Below are 13,952 nucleotides of genomic sequence, written 5' to 3' on the forward strand. Positions count from 1 at the left end.
TGAGCTCCGTTACAGGGTCTTGAGTTGCAGCCCGGGCGCCACCCGGCTGGCGCGCCAGGCCGGCAGCACTCCGGCCAGCAGGCTGGCGACGATCGCGAGCGCGAACGTGGACAGGAACATCAGCGGGTCCAACTGCGCGAGATCGGCATAGTCAGTCGACTGCCGCCGCACCAGCCACAAGCCGATCAACGTCAGCAACCAGCCACCGAAGCCACCGAGCAGGCCGATCACCCCCGCCTCGACCAGGCACTGCGCAAACACCGCACCACGGCTGGCCCCCAGCGCACGACGCACGCCGATCTCGCCGCTGCGGCGCAGGAACTTGGCCAGCAGGAGGCCGGCCGTGTTGAACAGGCAGATGACCAGGAACGACAATGCCAGCCAGGCTTGCAGGCGCACGTCGCTGGGTACCGCGTGGTTGTAGTCGAGCCACTGCATCAACGTGCGCAGGCGGGTATTGCCGGCGTTGCCGATGCGCCCGAGCGCCTTCTGCTCGGCGGCGTAACCGGCCAGGAAGCGGCGATACCCGGCGACCTTGGCCGGGCTGTCGAGCTGCACCCACAGGCCAATCCAGACGCAGGGCGAGTCCAGCAGGTGGCCTGGCGTCTCCGGCACGCCCCAGCAGGTGAACTGCTGGAAATGACCGTCGTTGACTTCCACGCCGGTGGAGAACGGCGTGAACACGTCCTGCGGCTCGCGGTAGAAGTAGCTGGTATCGCCGTCGCCGAAATTGCCACCGGCGACGGAGTAAAACTGCGGCGAGGGGCGCCACTCGTCCAGCACCCCGACGACGCGCAGGGTGGTGTCGCGCACGCGCAGGCTGCGACCGACACTGTCGGCGCCGCCAAACAAGCGGTTGTTGAGGCTGGAGGAGATCACCGCTACCCGCGAGCGCTGGGCGTCATCGGCTGCCTGCCAACCGCCGCCGTAGCGGAACGGCACGTTGAACATCGGGAAGAAATCCGCGGTGGTCGACAGCATCGAGGTCATCAGTGGCGGCTGGCTGGCATCGGGCGAATACACCTTGACCGGACTGTCGTTGACCAAGGTCTGGCGGTCCGCGCGCCCGGCGCTCCACAGGTCCATCGCTGAGCGGTGGTCGAGTACGTCGAATGGCTCGCCCTGGCGCGTGTCTGCATCGGGTGTGGCATCGACCTGTGCATAGAACAGGCTGCCGCTGTGACCAGGCAGCGGGTCGCCAGAGAGCACATGGAACACCGTCAACGTGGTCATGCTGGCGCCGATGCCGATAGCAATCGCCAGCACCATCAACGCGGTCAGTACCGGGTTGCGGCGCAGGCTGCGCAGGGCCAGTTCAAGGTAGTAGCCAAACACGGGTTTGCCTCAGTTTTCGGGGGTGGCGACGGCGGGGTCGACGGGCCGCGCCAGGCCGTGGTTGGTCGAGATATCGGTCGCCATGCCGTCGACGATATGCACGTTGCGTTGTGCGCGGGCCGCCAGCTCCGGGTCGTGGGTCACCATCACGATGGTGGTGCCTTCGGCGTTGATTTCCTCGAGCATCTCGAGCACGCCGCGGGCCATCTGCGAGTCCAGGTTGCCGGTGGGCTCATCGGCCAGCAGCAGGCGCGGGCTGCCGGCCAGGGCGCGTGCGATCGCGGCGCGTTGTTGTTGGCCGCCGGACAACTCGGCCGGATAGTGCTTCATCCGCGAGCCCAGGCCGACCCGCGCCAGCGCCGCCTCGATGCGCTGCTTGCGCTCGGCCGCCGGCATGCCGCGGTAGCGCAATGGCACGTCGGCGTTGTCGAACAGGTTGAGGTCCGGGATCAGGTTGAAGCTCTGGAAGATGAAGCCGATTTTCTGGTTGCGCAGTTTGCTGCGGGCATCATCGGACAGGGTGCTTACGTCCTCGCCATCGAGCTTGTAGACACCCCCACTGAAGGTTTCCAGCAACCCGGCAATGTTAAGGAAGGTGGTCTTGCCCGAGCCCGACGGACCGGTGACGGCGACGAACTCGCCTTCGCGTACGTGCAGGTCGAGCGATCGCAGCGCGTGGGTTTCGACGAGTTCGGTGCGGTAGACCTTGGTGACCTGGCGCATGTCGAGCATGGGATTGTTCCTTGCAGGTGATAATTGATTAGTTGATGACGACGCGCTCGGCGTCGCCGAACTGGTCGGCGCCGGAGACCACGATGCGGTCGCCAGGCTGTACGCCTTCGAGTATCTCGACCGCACCGAGGCTGCTGACGCCGGTGCGGATCTGGGTCAGCACCGCGATGTCGCCGTCCATCACGTAGGCGCGGGTGCCGCCGCCCTGCTCAAGGAACGGTCCGCGTTCGACCTGCAGCACGTTGTCGCGGGTGTCGAGCAGGATCCGTGCGCGCATGCGCTGGTTCTGGCGCAGGCCCGGTGGCTGCTGGTCGGTGAAGCGCAGGCGACCGGTGACCTCGCCGTTGACCACCTCAGGCGACACCGACGACACCTTGGCCGAGTACTCGCCGCGACCGCCGGACAGTTGTGCAGGCATGCCGATGGCCAGATCGCGGGCGAAGCTTTCCGGCACCTTGATCTCCACTTCGAACCGGGTCAGGTCGACCACGCCCAGCACCGGTGCATTCGCGGCGACGTTGGCACGCTGGTCCACGAGCACCTGCCCGACCTGGCCATCGAACGGCGCCCGCAAGGTCAGCAGATCCACCTGGCGCTGCAACTCGGACACGACCGCGCGCTGGCGGTCGGCAAGCAGTTGCTTGTTGCGACTGTCCAGGCCGGCGCCCTTGCCTTGCAGGGTGAACTCGCGGCGCGCATGGGCCAGGCCAATCTCGGCTTTCTTGAGGTCGTCCTGCGCCCGTGCGACATCGATCTGCGCGACCGCACCGCCCTCGTAGCCGTGCTGGTTGCGCTGCAGATCGCGCTCGGCGGCCTGACGATCAATACCGGCCTGGTCAAGGCTTTGGCGTGCAGCGGAGCGGGCGATCTGGGCATCCAGCGTGGCGCGGTTGGCCTCGGCCTCCAGGCTCGCCAGTGTCGCCTCCTCCTGGGCCAGCTTGCTGAGCAACTCGGGGCTGTCGATCACCGCCAGCACGGCACCCTTCTTCACCACATCGCCGGCGACCACGTCCAGGGTGACGGTGCCGCCGGCAATCGCGTACAGGGTAGGGCTGTTGGCGGCGATCACCCGGCCATCGGCGGAGATGTCACGCACCAGGTCGCCGCGGGTGACTTCGGCGATACGCACGCGGCCGGCGTCGAACGACCGGCTACCCGCACTCCAGCTCAATACCAGCCAGACGGCCAGCAACACGAGGGCAATTGCGGAGGCGACGGCCAGTAGCCGGTTGCGACGCTTGCGCGCCTGTCCGGAAGCGCCGGAAACGGGTTGGTCCTGCGCGGAGGTGTCGCGGATGCTCATGGGTTCCCCTTGGTGGTTACCAACAGCCAAGCAGGTTCCATGCCAACGCGTAACCAATTGATATCAAATGAAATGCATCGTCGCGTTACGTCCGGCGGACGGTCTTCCGCGTCCGGCCGGACGGCCACTCCGGGAAAAATCCCGACCAATATTCCCGCACGGTCCCGGCTAAACTATGCGGCTACCTGCAGGAGTTCTAGCCATGTGTGGAATTGTCGGTGCGATCGCGGATCGTGATGTGGTTCCGGTCCTGATCGAAGGCCTGAAGCGGTTGGAGTACCGCGGCTACGACTCGGCCGGCATTGCCGTGATCGACGGTCAGGACGTGCGCCGGGTGCGCCGTACCGGCCGGGTCGCACAGATGGAAGGTGCCGCGCTGGCCGAGGGCTTCCACGCCCAGCTCGGCATCGGCCACACCCGATGGGCCACCCACGGCGGAGTGACCGAAGCCAACGCGCACCCACACGTCAGCCACGGCGTCGCGCTGGTGCACAACGGCATCATCGAGAACCACGACCAGCAGCGCGAAAAACTCATCGCGATGGGCTACGAGTTCGAGTCCCAGACCGACACCGAGGTCATCGCCCATTTGATCCATTCCTTCCTCACCCAAGGCAAGGATCTGCTGCACGCGGTGCAGGCCGCGGTGCAGGAGTTGCACGGTGCTTATGCGTTGGCCGTGGTCAGTCGCAAGGAACCCAACCGCTTGATCGCCGCCCGCATGGGCTGCCCGCTGCTGATCGGGGTGGGCGAGGGCGAGAACTTCATCGCCAGCGACGTCTCCGCGATCCTGCAGGCGACCCGCAAGGTGATCTTCCTGGAAGAAGGCGACACCGCCGAGATCACCCGCGATGCGGTGCAGGTATTTGGCCCCGACCACGCCCCGGTCGAGCGTGAGGTGCACCTGTCGGACGTGTCGCTGGCGTCGCTGGAGCTCGGGCCCTACAGCCACTTCATGCAGAAGGAGATCCACGAGCAGCCGCGCGCGATCGCCGACACCATCGAAGGCGTGATCGATATCGACGGGTTCGCGCCGGAGTTGTTCGGCGCTGATGCGGCGGAAGTGCTGGCCGGCGTCGAAGGCGTGCAGATCCTCGCCTGCGGCACCAGCTACTACGCCGGTCTGACCGCGCGTTACTGGATCGAGGCGATCGCCGGGCTGCCGTGCTCGGTAGAGATTGCCAGCGAGTACCGCTACCGCGACGCCGTCGCCAACCCGAAGCACCTGGTCGTCACCCTGTCGCAGTCGGGCGAGACGCTGGACACGATGGAGGCGCTGAAATACGCCAAGTCGCTCGGCCACGACAAGACCCTGTCGATCTGCAACGTCCCCGAGAGCGCCATCCCGCGCGCCAGCCGTCTGGTCTATTACACCCGCGCCGGCGCCGAGATCGGCGTCGCTTCGACCAAGGCCTTCACCACCCAACTGGTCGCGCTGTTCACCCTGACCGCAACCCTGGCCAAGCTGCAGGGGCGGCTCGATGAGGCCCGCGAGGCCGAGTATCTCGACGCCCTGCGCCACCTGCCCGGCAGTGTCCAGCACGCGCTCAACCTGGAACCGCAGATCATCGCCTGGTCCGAGCGCTTTGCCCCCAAGGAGCACGCATTGTTCCTCGGCCGCGGCGTGCACTACCCGATTGCCCTGGAAGGCGCGCTCAAGCTCAAGGAAATCTCCTACATCCACGCCGAGGCCTACCCCGCAGGCGAGCTCAAGCACGGCCCGCTGGCACTGGTGACTGCGGACATGCCGGTGGTGGTGATCGCCCCCAACGACAGCCTGCTGGAGAAGGTGAAATCCAACATGCAGGAAGTCCGCGCCCGCGGCGGCGAGTTGTTCGTGTTCACCGATGAGGACAGCCAGTTCGGCCCCTCTGAAGGCGTCCATGTCATCCGCGCCCCCCGCCACGTCGGCGTGCTCTCGCCGGTGATCCACACCATCCCGGTGCAACTGCTCGCTTACCACGTGGCATTGGCACGCGGTACCGACGTGGACAAGCCGAGAAACCTGGCCAAGTCGGTGACGGTGGAGTAACAACCGCCGTCATTCCCGCGAAGGCGGGAATCCATGGACGTTAAGTGCTTGAGAATCCAGGTCCATGGATCCCCGCCTTCGCGGGGATGACGGGCGATAGCGGGAATGACCGGCGAAAGCGGGGGTGTTCAGGCTTTCCCTGGACCTACTGCGCCGGCGCGTAACGCAAGGTCACGAACCACTCGCGCCCCGGCTGGTTGTAGAACGACACGGTCTCGTAGTCGCGGTCGAACACGTTGGCCAGCCGGCCCTGCAGGGTCAGCGCATCGGTCAAGGCGTATTCCGCGCGCAGGTCGAGGGTCGTGTAGCCGGGTAGGCGGCGAGTGTTGGCGACGTCGTCGAAGCGCGCGCCTTCGGCGGCGCCGGTCAGGCCGATGCGGAAGTCGCCGAACGCGCGGTCGAGTTCGAGTCGGGCGCTCTCGCGGGCACGGCGTGGCAGGTCGTTGCCGGCCTGGAAACCGGTCAGGCTCTCGGTGTCCAGGAAGCTGACGCTGGCGGCAACCTGCCACTGTGCGAGTTCGGTGTCGATGCCGAGTTCGGCGCCGCGCATGCGCGCGCGATCAATGTTGTTGGGCAAGCCGATCGCGGCATCGAACGCGATCAGGTCGTCGACGGTGGTCTGGAACGCGTCGAGGCGGACATCGAAGCGGTCGCCGTTCCAGCCCAGGCCCAGTTCGGCGCTCTTCGATTCCTCCGGACGCAGCTCGGCATTGCCGAAGAACGGGTAGTACAACTCGTTGAAGGTCGGCGCCTTGAAAGCGGTGCCGTAGCCGGCACTGAGCCGCCAGTTATCGGCGAAATCGATGCCCCAGGCCGCGCTGCCGGTGGTGTGGCCGCCGAACTGGTCGTTGTCGTCGCGGCGCACGCTGGCCTGCAGCGACTGCGCGCCGAAGCGTCCCTGGTACTGCGCGAACGCGGCGCGGTTGCTGCGCTCGCTCTCGTCGTACGTGGTGCTGCCGGCGACCCGGTCGCGCAGCCAGTCGACGCCGGCGCTGATCATTTGCTGGTCGCCGATGCCAAAGTCGCCCTGCAGGCTGGCACTGTCGCGGTCGGTGTCGAAATTGCCGAGGTTGGCGCCGTCCTTGAACTGCTCGGAGGCATCGACGTTGCGGCCGGCGGTCAGCTTCAACTGCATCGTGTCGGACGGCTGCCAGCGCACGCTGCCGCCGACCACCTGCTGCACGGTCTCGGAGCGGTTGGTGAAGTCGCCATCGAAGTCGTTCTCCCCTTCGCTGCGCAAGGCCACCGCGCTGAGCTGCCAGGCGTCGTTGAGGTCGATGCCGCCGCGCAATGCCAGTGCGTTCTGGATGTAGCCGTCCAGATCGGGTTCCGGCGTGGTGATGAAGCAGCCACCGGCGAAGGGGTCCGGCGTCGCGACGTCACAGGCATTGAAGCCCTCGGTACGCTGGAACTCGTAGTCGACACCGAACCACGTGCGCTCGTTGCGTCCACCGAAACCGACGCCGTACTCGTGCGCGCCGTGGCTGCCGCCGCCGACGTGCAGACGCGGCGCGTAGCCCGGGGCATCGCCAACCCGACGGGTAAAGATCTGGATCACTCCGCCGATCGCCTCGCTGCCGTACAGACTGGAGCGCGGCCCGCGGACGATCTCGACCCGTTCGACCAGCGCCAGCGGCAGGTTCTGCAACGAGACCAGGCCAGAGGTGGCGGAACCGATCCGGATGCCGTCGACCAGCACCACGACGTGGTCGGACTCGCTGCCGCGCAGGAATAGCGTAGTCAGCTTTCCAGTGCCGCCCTGGTTGGACATCGACACGCCGGCGCGGCCGCGCAGCAGGTCCGGCAGCGAGCGCGCCTGGCTGCGTTCGATCTCGGCCCGGTCGATCACCTCGACCGGCGCAAGCGCGGTGTCGACGTCGATCGCGGTACGGGTGGCGGTGACCGCTACGCCGTCGAGATCGGTGGCCGATTGCGGAGCGCCTTCGGGCAGGGGTCCGGCGGCGTGGGCCAGCCCCGTCAGGGCAGCAACAGGCAGGACAAGAACGGCCGCGACGGCCAGGGACAGCGAACGGGACTGCATCGATGGTTCTCCAACGCGCACGGAAATCGCCGTGCCGGGCTTGGGGAAGCTGCGTGGAGGGGAGCTGTTGCGAAAACGGTCGGACAGGCACCGGCGTTGTCGCCGCAATGCCCGCCGCATCGCAACCAATAGTGGGTCGAAACCCTGCATCCAGGCCGGTCTCCGGACTCGCGAGTGGTGTCGTTGTCGACACCGGCCGTGGCGCCTTCCCATGCAGCATTCTTGATGGAATGCCTGCAAGTCCCAAGAGACTTGCCACACAGTGGCGGTGAGCCGCGGCTGGGCTCGCTTACCGTTGCGGGGGCAGTGCCGGGGTGACCGTGTTGACGGCGTCACCGGCTTCCCGTTTCAACCCGTTGGCAGGACGCCGCCGGGTCACCTCGAAGCGGCGCCAGTCTAAGCGATCGGTGGCTGCCGGCGCAAAGGGTGGCGGCGGCAACGCGGCGGCTCAGTTGCGCCGGTAGGGCTCGTCGGGGTCGGGCCTGAGGGGCACGGTGTCGGCGGTCAACACGGTCGTGGTGACCGGGCCGGCCGCTGGACTGTGCCGTGGCGGCGGCAGTTGCTCGATGGCCGCTTCGGCGGCGGCGACCAGCTCGTTGCGACGCTGCTCGGGAACGTCCTGCCAATGGCAATCCAGCAACGCGCCCTCGATCGAATACAGCAGGTTGAGGGTCGGCTTGAAGCCAGCGCGCTTGACCCGCATGAACGCCTCCACGGGACCGAGTTCGAGCAGCTCGTCGCGGCTGTGCAGGCCGACCTGCCGCAACCAGGCACTGGATTTTGGACCGATATTGCGCAGCTTTTCCTTCATTCCAGCGACTCCACAAATATCTGCGCAATCGCTTCCATCCCGCTTTGGTCGTCCGTGTCGAAGCGGTCCGTCTGCGGGCTGTCGATATCGAACACGCCGATCAGCTCATCGCCGCGAAACAGCGGGACCACCAGTTCCGATCGCGAGGCCGAGTCGCAGGCCACATGGCCTTCGAACTCATTGACGTCGGCAACGCGTTGGGTCTTGCGAGTGGTTGCCGCCGCGCCACAAACGCCCCTGTCGAGCGCGATGCGCACGCAGGCCGGCTGGCCCTGGAATGGTCCGACCACCAGTTCGCGACCATCGAAAAAATAAAATCCGACCCAGTTCAGCGCCGGCAGTGCGTGATACACCAGCGCCGACAAATTGGCCGCATTGGCGATCCGGTCGCGCTCGTCAGCGAGCAGGGCGCGGACCTGGGCCGCAAGGTCGGCATATTGTTCCGGCTTGCTGCCGGACAGAGAGGTGGGATTGAACATTGTTCCAGTCTAGCAGCGGTGATGTCGGTGGGCCGGGACTACCATGTGGCCATGGCTATCCGCAGTTTCTATGTCACCGGTACCGACACCGGGGTGGGAAAATCCGTCGCCAGCGTGAGCTTGCTGCACGCCCTGCGCGCAAGCGGCCAGCGCGCGGTCGGGATGAAACCGGTGGCCAGCGGTTGTGGGTTCATTGACGGTGCCTGGCGCAACGAGGACGCCTTGTTGTTGCAGGCCGCCAGTGACCCGCGACCGGCGTATGCCGACATCAATCCGTTTGCACTGCAATCGCCGATTGCGCCCGAACTGGCGTTGCGCGATGAGGGCGTCGAGTTGCAACTTGCACCGTTGCTGGCCGCCCATGCGCGGCTGGCGGCGCAGGCCGATACGGTGGTGGTCGAAGGCGTCGGCGGCTGGACCGCACCGTTGTCGGCACGGCTGGATCAGCTCGACCTGGTACGCGCGCTGGACCTGCCGGTAGTGCTGGTCGTGGGTCTGCGGCTGGGTTGCATCAACCATGCACGGCTGAGCGTGCGTGCGATCCAGGCCGATGGCGTGCCATTGCTGGGCTGGATCGCCAATGAAGTGGACCCGGCGATGGCGCGCATCGACGACAACTTCCAGACGCTGTGCGATCGCCTGCCCGTGCCGTGCTGGGGGCGATTGCCCCATCGACCCCAGCCTGATCCCGCTGCCCTGGCCGGGCACCTGCAACTGCCCGACACCGTGCTCCCGGCCTGATCGGTGGGCAACAAAAAACCCGGAAGCCTGCGCTTCCGGGTTTCGTGTTCCGGCCGTAGCTGGAGAGAGAGACTTACTTGGACTTGGAAGCCTTGGTCGCACCCTTGGTGAACGACTCGGCCTTCTCGGTCACGGCCTTGGCGACCTGCTCGGCATTGGCCTGGGTGGTCTTGGCGGTAGCTTCGAGCTGCGACTTGGTGATGTCGCTGATCTGCTCGTTGGCCTTGGTGGTGCGGCCGATCACTTCCTGGCTGATGGCGACGCCGCGCTCGACGTTCTCGCGGGCGACCTGCACGCCCTTCGGCCAGATCTTCTTGAGGCCGTCGGCGTCGCGCACTTCGGCGGCTTCACCGAGGAACGCAAAGGTGGCATTGGCGCGGTCTTCGATCGCGGCCATCTGCAGGCCGAATACGGCTTCGACATTTTCGATCGCGAGGCGGTTGACCTGGGCCGCGGCATCCGCGAACTGACGCGTGGCGGCGGCGAACTGCTCGTTGAACTGCTGGTACATGGCGGGAGGCTCCTGCTGGCGTCGACAAGAGATTTGTCGATTTGTGCGTTGCAGCATAACCGTGCTTATGGTGCGATGCAACATCCAGCAAGCGCTAAGCTGAATATCGTTCAGCTTTCACCCCCGGTAACGGCAGCCGGACGTGCAGGTCTCATGCACCACCACTTCACTCAATAACGGCAAGGTGGGCTTGAGCCGATCCCAGATCCATATTGCGATGCGTTCGCTGGTCGGGTTGTCGAGACCCTCGATGTCGTTGAGGTAGTTGTGGTCGAGCTGGTCGTACAGCGGCTGGAAGGCGGCTTTGACGTCGGCAAAGTCGACCACCCAGCCGGTTTCAACACCGGGCTCGCCTTCCAGGTGGATCTCGACCCGGAAGGAGTGACCGTGCAGGCGCGCGCACTTGTGTCCTTCGGGAACGTTGGGCAGCCGATGCGCGGCTTCCAGGGTAAAAATCTTGAAGATGTCCATGCGCCATTGTATCGCCGTGGCCGGTGGTCGAGCGGCATTGACGCTACTCAGACCGGGCGCGGCAGGCAACCCAGTGCCGCGAGCAGGCCATGCATCGCCGGCACCTGCATCAGCCACGGCGAGGCCAGGGTCAGCAATCCGGCCGCGAGCACCAGTAAACCGGCCGCGGCACGCCAGCCGCCACGTTGCAGGCGCTGGCCCAGCCGCGCCCCGGACCAGGTCAGCGACACCATCAACGGCAGTGTGCCCAGGCCAAACGCGGCCATCGTCAACGCACCGTTGCGAGCATCGGCCTGGAGCCACGCTGCGGCCAGCATGGTGGTGCTCAGGCCGCATGGCATCCAGCCCCACAACATGCCCAGCCCGATCCGTTTTGCGCTGGTGTTGGCGGGCAGCAGCCGCCGTTGCAACGGTCGCAGTTTCGACCACAACGCGCCGGTGCCCGGCCCGGACAGGAACGCCAGCCGGCCCTTGCGATCCAGCAGCCGCACCGCGACCACGATCAAGACCAATCCGACCGCCGCGCGCAACCCCCACGCCAGCCAATCCAGCCGGGCCAGGTCGACGATGCCGTGACCGATGCCGCCGGCGATCGCGCCGGCCGCGGTGTAGCCCAGCACGCGGCCGAGATTGGGTTCGATGGCGTATTTCCAGCTGGCCTTCGGTCCCATCGCCGAGAACCCGGTGGCGATGCCGCCGCACATCGCCGCGCAATGCACGCCGCCCATGAGACCGGTGAGCAGGGCGGCGCCGAGGGTGAGCCAGTCAATCGGCATGCTCAATCAGCTTGCCGGTCTTCGCGGGTTCGGCTGCCGTCTGCCGGCGCGACAGCATCGATGTCGACATCATCAGCGTTGCCAGTGACCGGAGGCGGCAAGGGAGCGACGCGGTCGTGCTCGTCCTCGCGCAGGATATCAAGTGCCGGGGTATCCAGGTCCTCGAATTGGCCGCGCTTGACCGCCCAGATGAATGCCCACAGCGCGACGCCCAGGGCCAACATGCTGACGGGAATCAGGAACAGCAGGATGTTCATGGGTGCAGGTCCGCGGTAGCCAGGGCAGGTGTCGGCGCGTCGCCCGGTGCCGGCGACCGGGTCAGCCGCAACGCGTTGGCGGTGACGATCAAGGACGATACCGCCATCCCCAGCGCGGCGATCCACGGCGTGACCATGCCGGCGGCGGCCAATGGCAGTGCCAGGATGTTGTAGCCCAATGCCCAGCTGATGTTCTGGCGGATGACCCGACGGGTGCGGCGGGCGATCGCGATCGCCTCGGGCACGCGTGTCAGCGAGTGCCCCGTCAGCACCAGGTCGGCGGCGCGCTGGGCGAGTGCAGCGCCTTCTCCGATCGCCAGCGATACATCCGCACCGGCCAGTACCGGTGCGTCGTTGAGCCCGTCACCGACCATGGCCACCACCCGGCCGCGCTGTTGCAGGTCGCGAACGAAGGCGAGTTTGTCCTCCGGGGCCTGCCGTGCATGCGCCTGGTCGATCCCCACCCGTTGCGCGAAACCCCGCACCGGCTCGGCGGCGTCGCCGCTGGACAGATGCACCGCGAGTCCCTGGTTGCCCAGCAGCGACACGGCGGCGCGCGCATCGGCACGCTCGGACTCCGCCAGCTGGAACCGTGCCGCCGCGCGTTTGCCGTTGCCGAGCCACAACCGTCCATCATCCTCGCCGCCGGCAGCAAAGCCGGCCTGGCCCAGCAGCCAGCGTTCGCCATCGACGACGCCTTCAATGCCCTGGCCCGGGACCGCCTGCACGTCGCGGGCATGCGGCGCATCGGCGACCGCGGCAAACGCCAATGCGATCGGATGGCCGCTGTCGCGTTCCAGCGCGGCGGCGATGCGCATGGCGTGGTCACGATCGATGCCGCCGAAGGTCTCGATGCCCGCCAGTACCGGGCGCCCATCGCTGAGCGTGCCGGTCTTGTCGAACACGATGTCGGTGACCTTGGCGAGTCGATCCAGGGCGTTTTCGCGCACCGCCAGCACGCCGATCCGGGCCAGTGCGCCATGGGCGGCGGTCAGCGCCGTTGGCACCGCGAGCGACAACGCGCACGGGCAGCTGATCACCAGCAAGGCCAGGGTGACCTCGAACGCGCGCGAGGGGTCGTAGGCGTGCCAACCGAAGTAGACGAGCACGGCCGCCAGCAACAATCCGGCGACAAAATAATGGGCGATGCGCTCGGCGGCACGTGCGAGTGCCGGTCGCTGCGACTGGGCCTGCTCGACCAGCCGCGCCAGTTGCGACAGGCGTGTGGCGCTGCCGGTCCGGGTCACCCGCAACCGCGCCGGTCGTTCGCGGCAGACGGTGCCGGCGTACACGGTTGCACCGGCCTGTTTGTCGACCGGGCTGGATTCGCCTGTCAGCAGCGCTTCCTCGAAGCGGGCGTGGCCATCGAGCAATTCGCCATCGGCCGGCACCACTTCGCCGGCCGCCACGCAGGCGACATCATCGACCACCAGCGCGGCCAGCGGAATCGATTCGCGACTGCCGTCGGCCAACTCGCGGGTCGCGAATGCGGGGCGTGCCCGTGCCAGTGCGTCGACCTGGGCGCTGGCAATCCGGCGCGCGCGCTGCTCCAGCATCCGCGCGACCAGCAACAGGAATACGAACATCACCGCCGCGTCGTACCAGACGTGTTCGCTGCTGCGGATGGTGCCGACCACGCTGGCGAAGTAGGCCAGCAGGGTGGAGCCGGCGATCAGTGTGTCCATGCCCAGCTGGCGATGGCGCAGCTCGCGCCAGGCGCCGGCGATGAACGGCCAGCCGGCGTAGAACACCACCGGGGTGGACACCAGGAAGGTCAGCCAGCGGAAGAAGTCGCGGGTCGGCAGCGGCATGCTGCCGTTGGTGTCCAGGTACAGCGAGCCGGCCAGCATCATGGCCTGCATCGAACCCAGTCCGGCGACGCCAATCCGGATCAGATCACGGTTGCGTTGTGTCCGCTGGGCACGCTCACGCGCCTCGCCGCTGGCCAGGTAGGGCCGATAGCCCAGGGTGACCAGGCGTTGCAACGGTTGCGACAGGTTGGTGAGCCGTGGATCCCAGGCCAACCGGATGCGACCGGTGACGGCGTTGGCGCCGGCCTCCAGCACGCCCGGCTCGCGCGCCAGCACGCGGTCGATCAACCACGCGCAAGCCGCGCAGCGCATGCCGTCGGTAAGCAGGGTGATCTCGCGCCCGCCGTCGATATCGTGGGCATGCTCGGACAGCAGCTCGTTGCGGTCCCACACCGACAGGTCGACCGGTTCGACACCGACCCGGCCGGCGTGTTCGCTGCGCAGCCGGTAGTAGTCGCCCAGGTCGGCTTCGCGGATCCACTGCGCGGCGGCGGCGCAACCGTCGCAGCAGAACCTGCGCGTTGCGCCGTCCAGCTCGACCCGTGCGGGGCCGGCAGGCAAGACCTCACCACAGTGATAGCAGCCGTCGGTATCGGCCAGTAGCGCTTCGTTGCGTGCTGGCACGCCGGGAGTCAGTGCCACCGCCATTGCA

The 13,952-nt window shown here is 67.0% G+C and carries 13 protein-coding genes and 1 riboswitch; of the genes, 2 read left to right on the forward strand and 11 right to left on the reverse strand.

Features of this window, described 5'->3' with window-relative positions; all coding sequences use genetic code 11:
- Positions 1–9 precede the first annotated feature (9 nt).
- From ACW7G0_RS10800 to ACW7G0_RS10810, 3 genes are read right to left on the reverse strand one after another with little or no spacing between them, the layout of a single operon-like run.
- Complete coding sequence (locus ACW7G0_RS10800) at positions 10–1,335, reverse strand: ABC transporter permease (RefSeq protein WP_456989623.1); 1,326 nt, start codon at positions 1,333–1,335, stop codon at positions 10–12.
- Between the two features lie 9 nt (positions 1,336–1,344).
- Positions 1,345–2,067: an ABC transporter ATP-binding protein gene (locus tag ACW7G0_RS10805; protein WP_456989624.1), complete on the reverse strand. Its 723-nt coding sequence runs from the start codon at positions 2,065–2,067 to the stop codon at positions 1,345–1,347.
- 28 nt (positions 2,068–2,095) lie between these two features.
- Positions 2,096–3,370 carry an efflux RND transporter periplasmic adaptor subunit gene (locus ACW7G0_RS10810; RefSeq protein ID WP_456989625.1) on the reverse strand — a complete coding sequence of 425 codons (1,275 nt, stop codon included), beginning with the start codon at positions 3,368–3,370 and terminating at the stop codon, positions 2,096–2,098.
- A 202-nt stretch (positions 3,371–3,572) separates the two neighbouring features.
- Between ACW7G0_RS10810 and glmS the strand changes: the two genes are divergently transcribed.
- Complete coding sequence (gene glmS, locus ACW7G0_RS10815; RefSeq protein ID WP_456989626.1) at positions 3,573–5,402, forward strand: glutamine--fructose-6-phosphate transaminase (isomerizing); 1,830 nt, start codon at positions 3,573–3,575, stop codon at positions 5,400–5,402.
- Positions 5,403–5,547: 145 nt separating this feature from the next.
- Here glmS and btuB read toward each other — a convergent pair whose 3' ends face one another.
- The 3 genes from btuB to ACW7G0_RS10830 all read right to left on the reverse strand — a co-directional run bounded on the left by btuB (position 5,548) and on the right by ACW7G0_RS10830 (position 8,733).
- The gene (btuB, locus tag ACW7G0_RS10820; RefSeq protein WP_456989627.1) at positions 5,548–7,443 is read right to left on the reverse strand and encodes a TonB-dependent vitamin B12 receptor; all 1,896 of its coding nucleotides are present in this window, start codon (positions 7,441–7,443) and stop codon (positions 5,548–5,550) included.
- Positions 7,444–7,579: 136 nt separating this feature from the next.
- Positions 7,580–7,841: riboswitch (cobalamin riboswitch) on the reverse strand.
- Positions 7,842–7,891: 50 nt separating this feature from the next.
- Positions 7,892–8,254 carry a TfoX/Sxy family protein gene (locus tag ACW7G0_RS10825; protein ID WP_456989628.1) on the reverse strand — a complete coding sequence of 121 codons (363 nt, stop codon included), beginning with the start codon at positions 8,252–8,254 and terminating at the stop codon, positions 7,892–7,894.
- Complete coding sequence (locus tag ACW7G0_RS10830) at positions 8,251–8,733, reverse strand: GAF domain-containing protein (protein ID WP_456989629.1); 483 nt, start codon at positions 8,731–8,733, stop codon at positions 8,251–8,253. The genes ACW7G0_RS10825 and ACW7G0_RS10830 overlap by 4 nt, the downstream gene beginning before the upstream one ends.
- Before the next feature lie 51 nt (positions 8,734–8,784).
- Between ACW7G0_RS10830 and bioD the strand changes: the two genes are divergently transcribed.
- Positions 8,785–9,474: a dethiobiotin synthase gene (gene bioD, locus ACW7G0_RS10835; protein ID WP_456989630.1), complete on the forward strand. Its 690-nt coding sequence runs from the start codon at positions 8,785–8,787 to the stop codon at positions 9,472–9,474.
- A gap of 73 nt (positions 9,475–9,547) precedes the next feature.
- On the opposite strand, the gene ACW7G0_RS10840 is transcribed toward bioD, so the two are convergent.
- The 5 genes from ACW7G0_RS10840 to ACW7G0_RS10860 all read right to left on the reverse strand — a co-directional run bounded on the left by ACW7G0_RS10840 (position 9,548) and on the right by ACW7G0_RS10860 (position 13,948).
- The gene (locus ACW7G0_RS10840) at positions 9,548–9,985 is read right to left on the reverse strand and encodes a phasin family protein (protein ID WP_456963247.1); all 438 of its coding nucleotides are present in this window, start codon (positions 9,983–9,985) and stop codon (positions 9,548–9,550) included.
- 117 nt (positions 9,986–10,102) lie between these two features.
- On the reverse strand, positions 10,103–10,456 hold the full coding sequence (queD, locus tag ACW7G0_RS10845; RefSeq protein WP_456989631.1) for a 6-carboxytetrahydropterin synthase QueD: 354 nt from the start codon (positions 10,454–10,456) through the stop codon (positions 10,103–10,105).
- 47 nt (positions 10,457–10,503) lie between these two features.
- A complete protein-coding gene (locus tag ACW7G0_RS10850; protein WP_456963249.1) occupies positions 10,504–11,232 on the reverse strand; it encodes a sulfite exporter TauE/SafE family protein in 729 nt (242 codons plus the stop codon).
- Positions 11,233–11,234: 2 nt separating this feature from the next.
- Positions 11,235–11,489 carry a cbb3-type cytochrome oxidase assembly protein CcoS gene (ccoS, locus tag ACW7G0_RS10855; RefSeq protein ID WP_456989632.1) on the reverse strand — a complete coding sequence of 85 codons (255 nt, stop codon included), beginning with the start codon at positions 11,487–11,489 and terminating at the stop codon, positions 11,235–11,237.
- Positions 11,486–13,948 carry a heavy metal translocating P-type ATPase gene (locus ACW7G0_RS10860; RefSeq protein WP_456989633.1) on the reverse strand — a complete coding sequence of 821 codons (2,463 nt, stop codon included), beginning with the start codon at positions 13,946–13,948 and terminating at the stop codon, positions 11,486–11,488. Before ACW7G0_RS10860 ends, ccoS begins: the two co-directional genes overlap by 4 nt.
- Positions 13,949–13,952: the final 4 nt, after the last annotated feature.

The organism is Lysobacter sp. A286, assembly GCF_054052105.1.

Bases quoted from the DNA above. Each gene is read 5' to 3' on its own strand.
- queD (WP_456989631.1), bottom strand. From the start codon at position 10,456: ATGGACATCTTCAAGATTTTTACCCTGGAAGCCGCGCATCGGCTGCCC.
- glmS (WP_456989626.1), top strand. From the start codon at position 3,573: ATGTGTGGAATTGTCGGTGCGATCGCGGATCGTGATGTGGTTCCGGTC.
- bioD (WP_456989630.1), top strand. From the start codon at position 8,785: ATGGCTATCCGCAGTTTCTATGTCACCGGTACCGACACCGGGGTGGGA.
- ACW7G0_RS10840 (WP_456963247.1), bottom strand. From the start codon at position 9,985: ATGTACCAGCAGTTCAACGAGCAGTTCGCCGCCGCCACGCGTCAGTTC.
- ccoS (WP_456989632.1), bottom strand. From the start codon at position 11,489: ATGAACATCCTGCTGTTCCTGATTCCCGTCAGCATGTTGGCCCTGGGC.
- ACW7G0_RS10805 (WP_456989624.1), bottom strand. From the start codon at position 2,067: ATGCTCGACATGCGCCAGGTCACCAAGGTCTACCGCACCGAACTCGTC.
- ACW7G0_RS10850 (WP_456963249.1), bottom strand. From the start codon at position 11,232: ATGCCGATTGACTGGCTCACCCTCGGCGCCGCCCTGCTCACCGGTCTC.
- ACW7G0_RS10830 (WP_456989629.1), bottom strand. From the start codon at position 8,733: ATGTTCAATCCCACCTCTCTGTCCGGCAGCAAGCCGGAACAATATGCC.
- ACW7G0_RS10825 (WP_456989628.1), bottom strand. From the start codon at position 8,254: ATGAAGGAAAAGCTGCGCAATATCGGTCCAAAATCCAGTGCCTGGTTG.
- ACW7G0_RS10810 (WP_456989625.1), bottom strand. From the start codon at position 3,370: ATGAGCATCCGCGACACCTCCGCGCAGGACCAACCCGTTTCCGGCGCT.
- ACW7G0_RS10860 (WP_456989633.1), bottom strand. From the start codon at position 13,948: ATGGCGGTGGCACTGACTCCCGGCGTGCCAGCACGCAACGAAGCGCTA.
- btuB (WP_456989627.1), bottom strand. From the start codon at position 7,443: ATGCAGTCCCGTTCGCTGTCCCTGGCCGTCGCGGCCGTTCTTGTCCTG.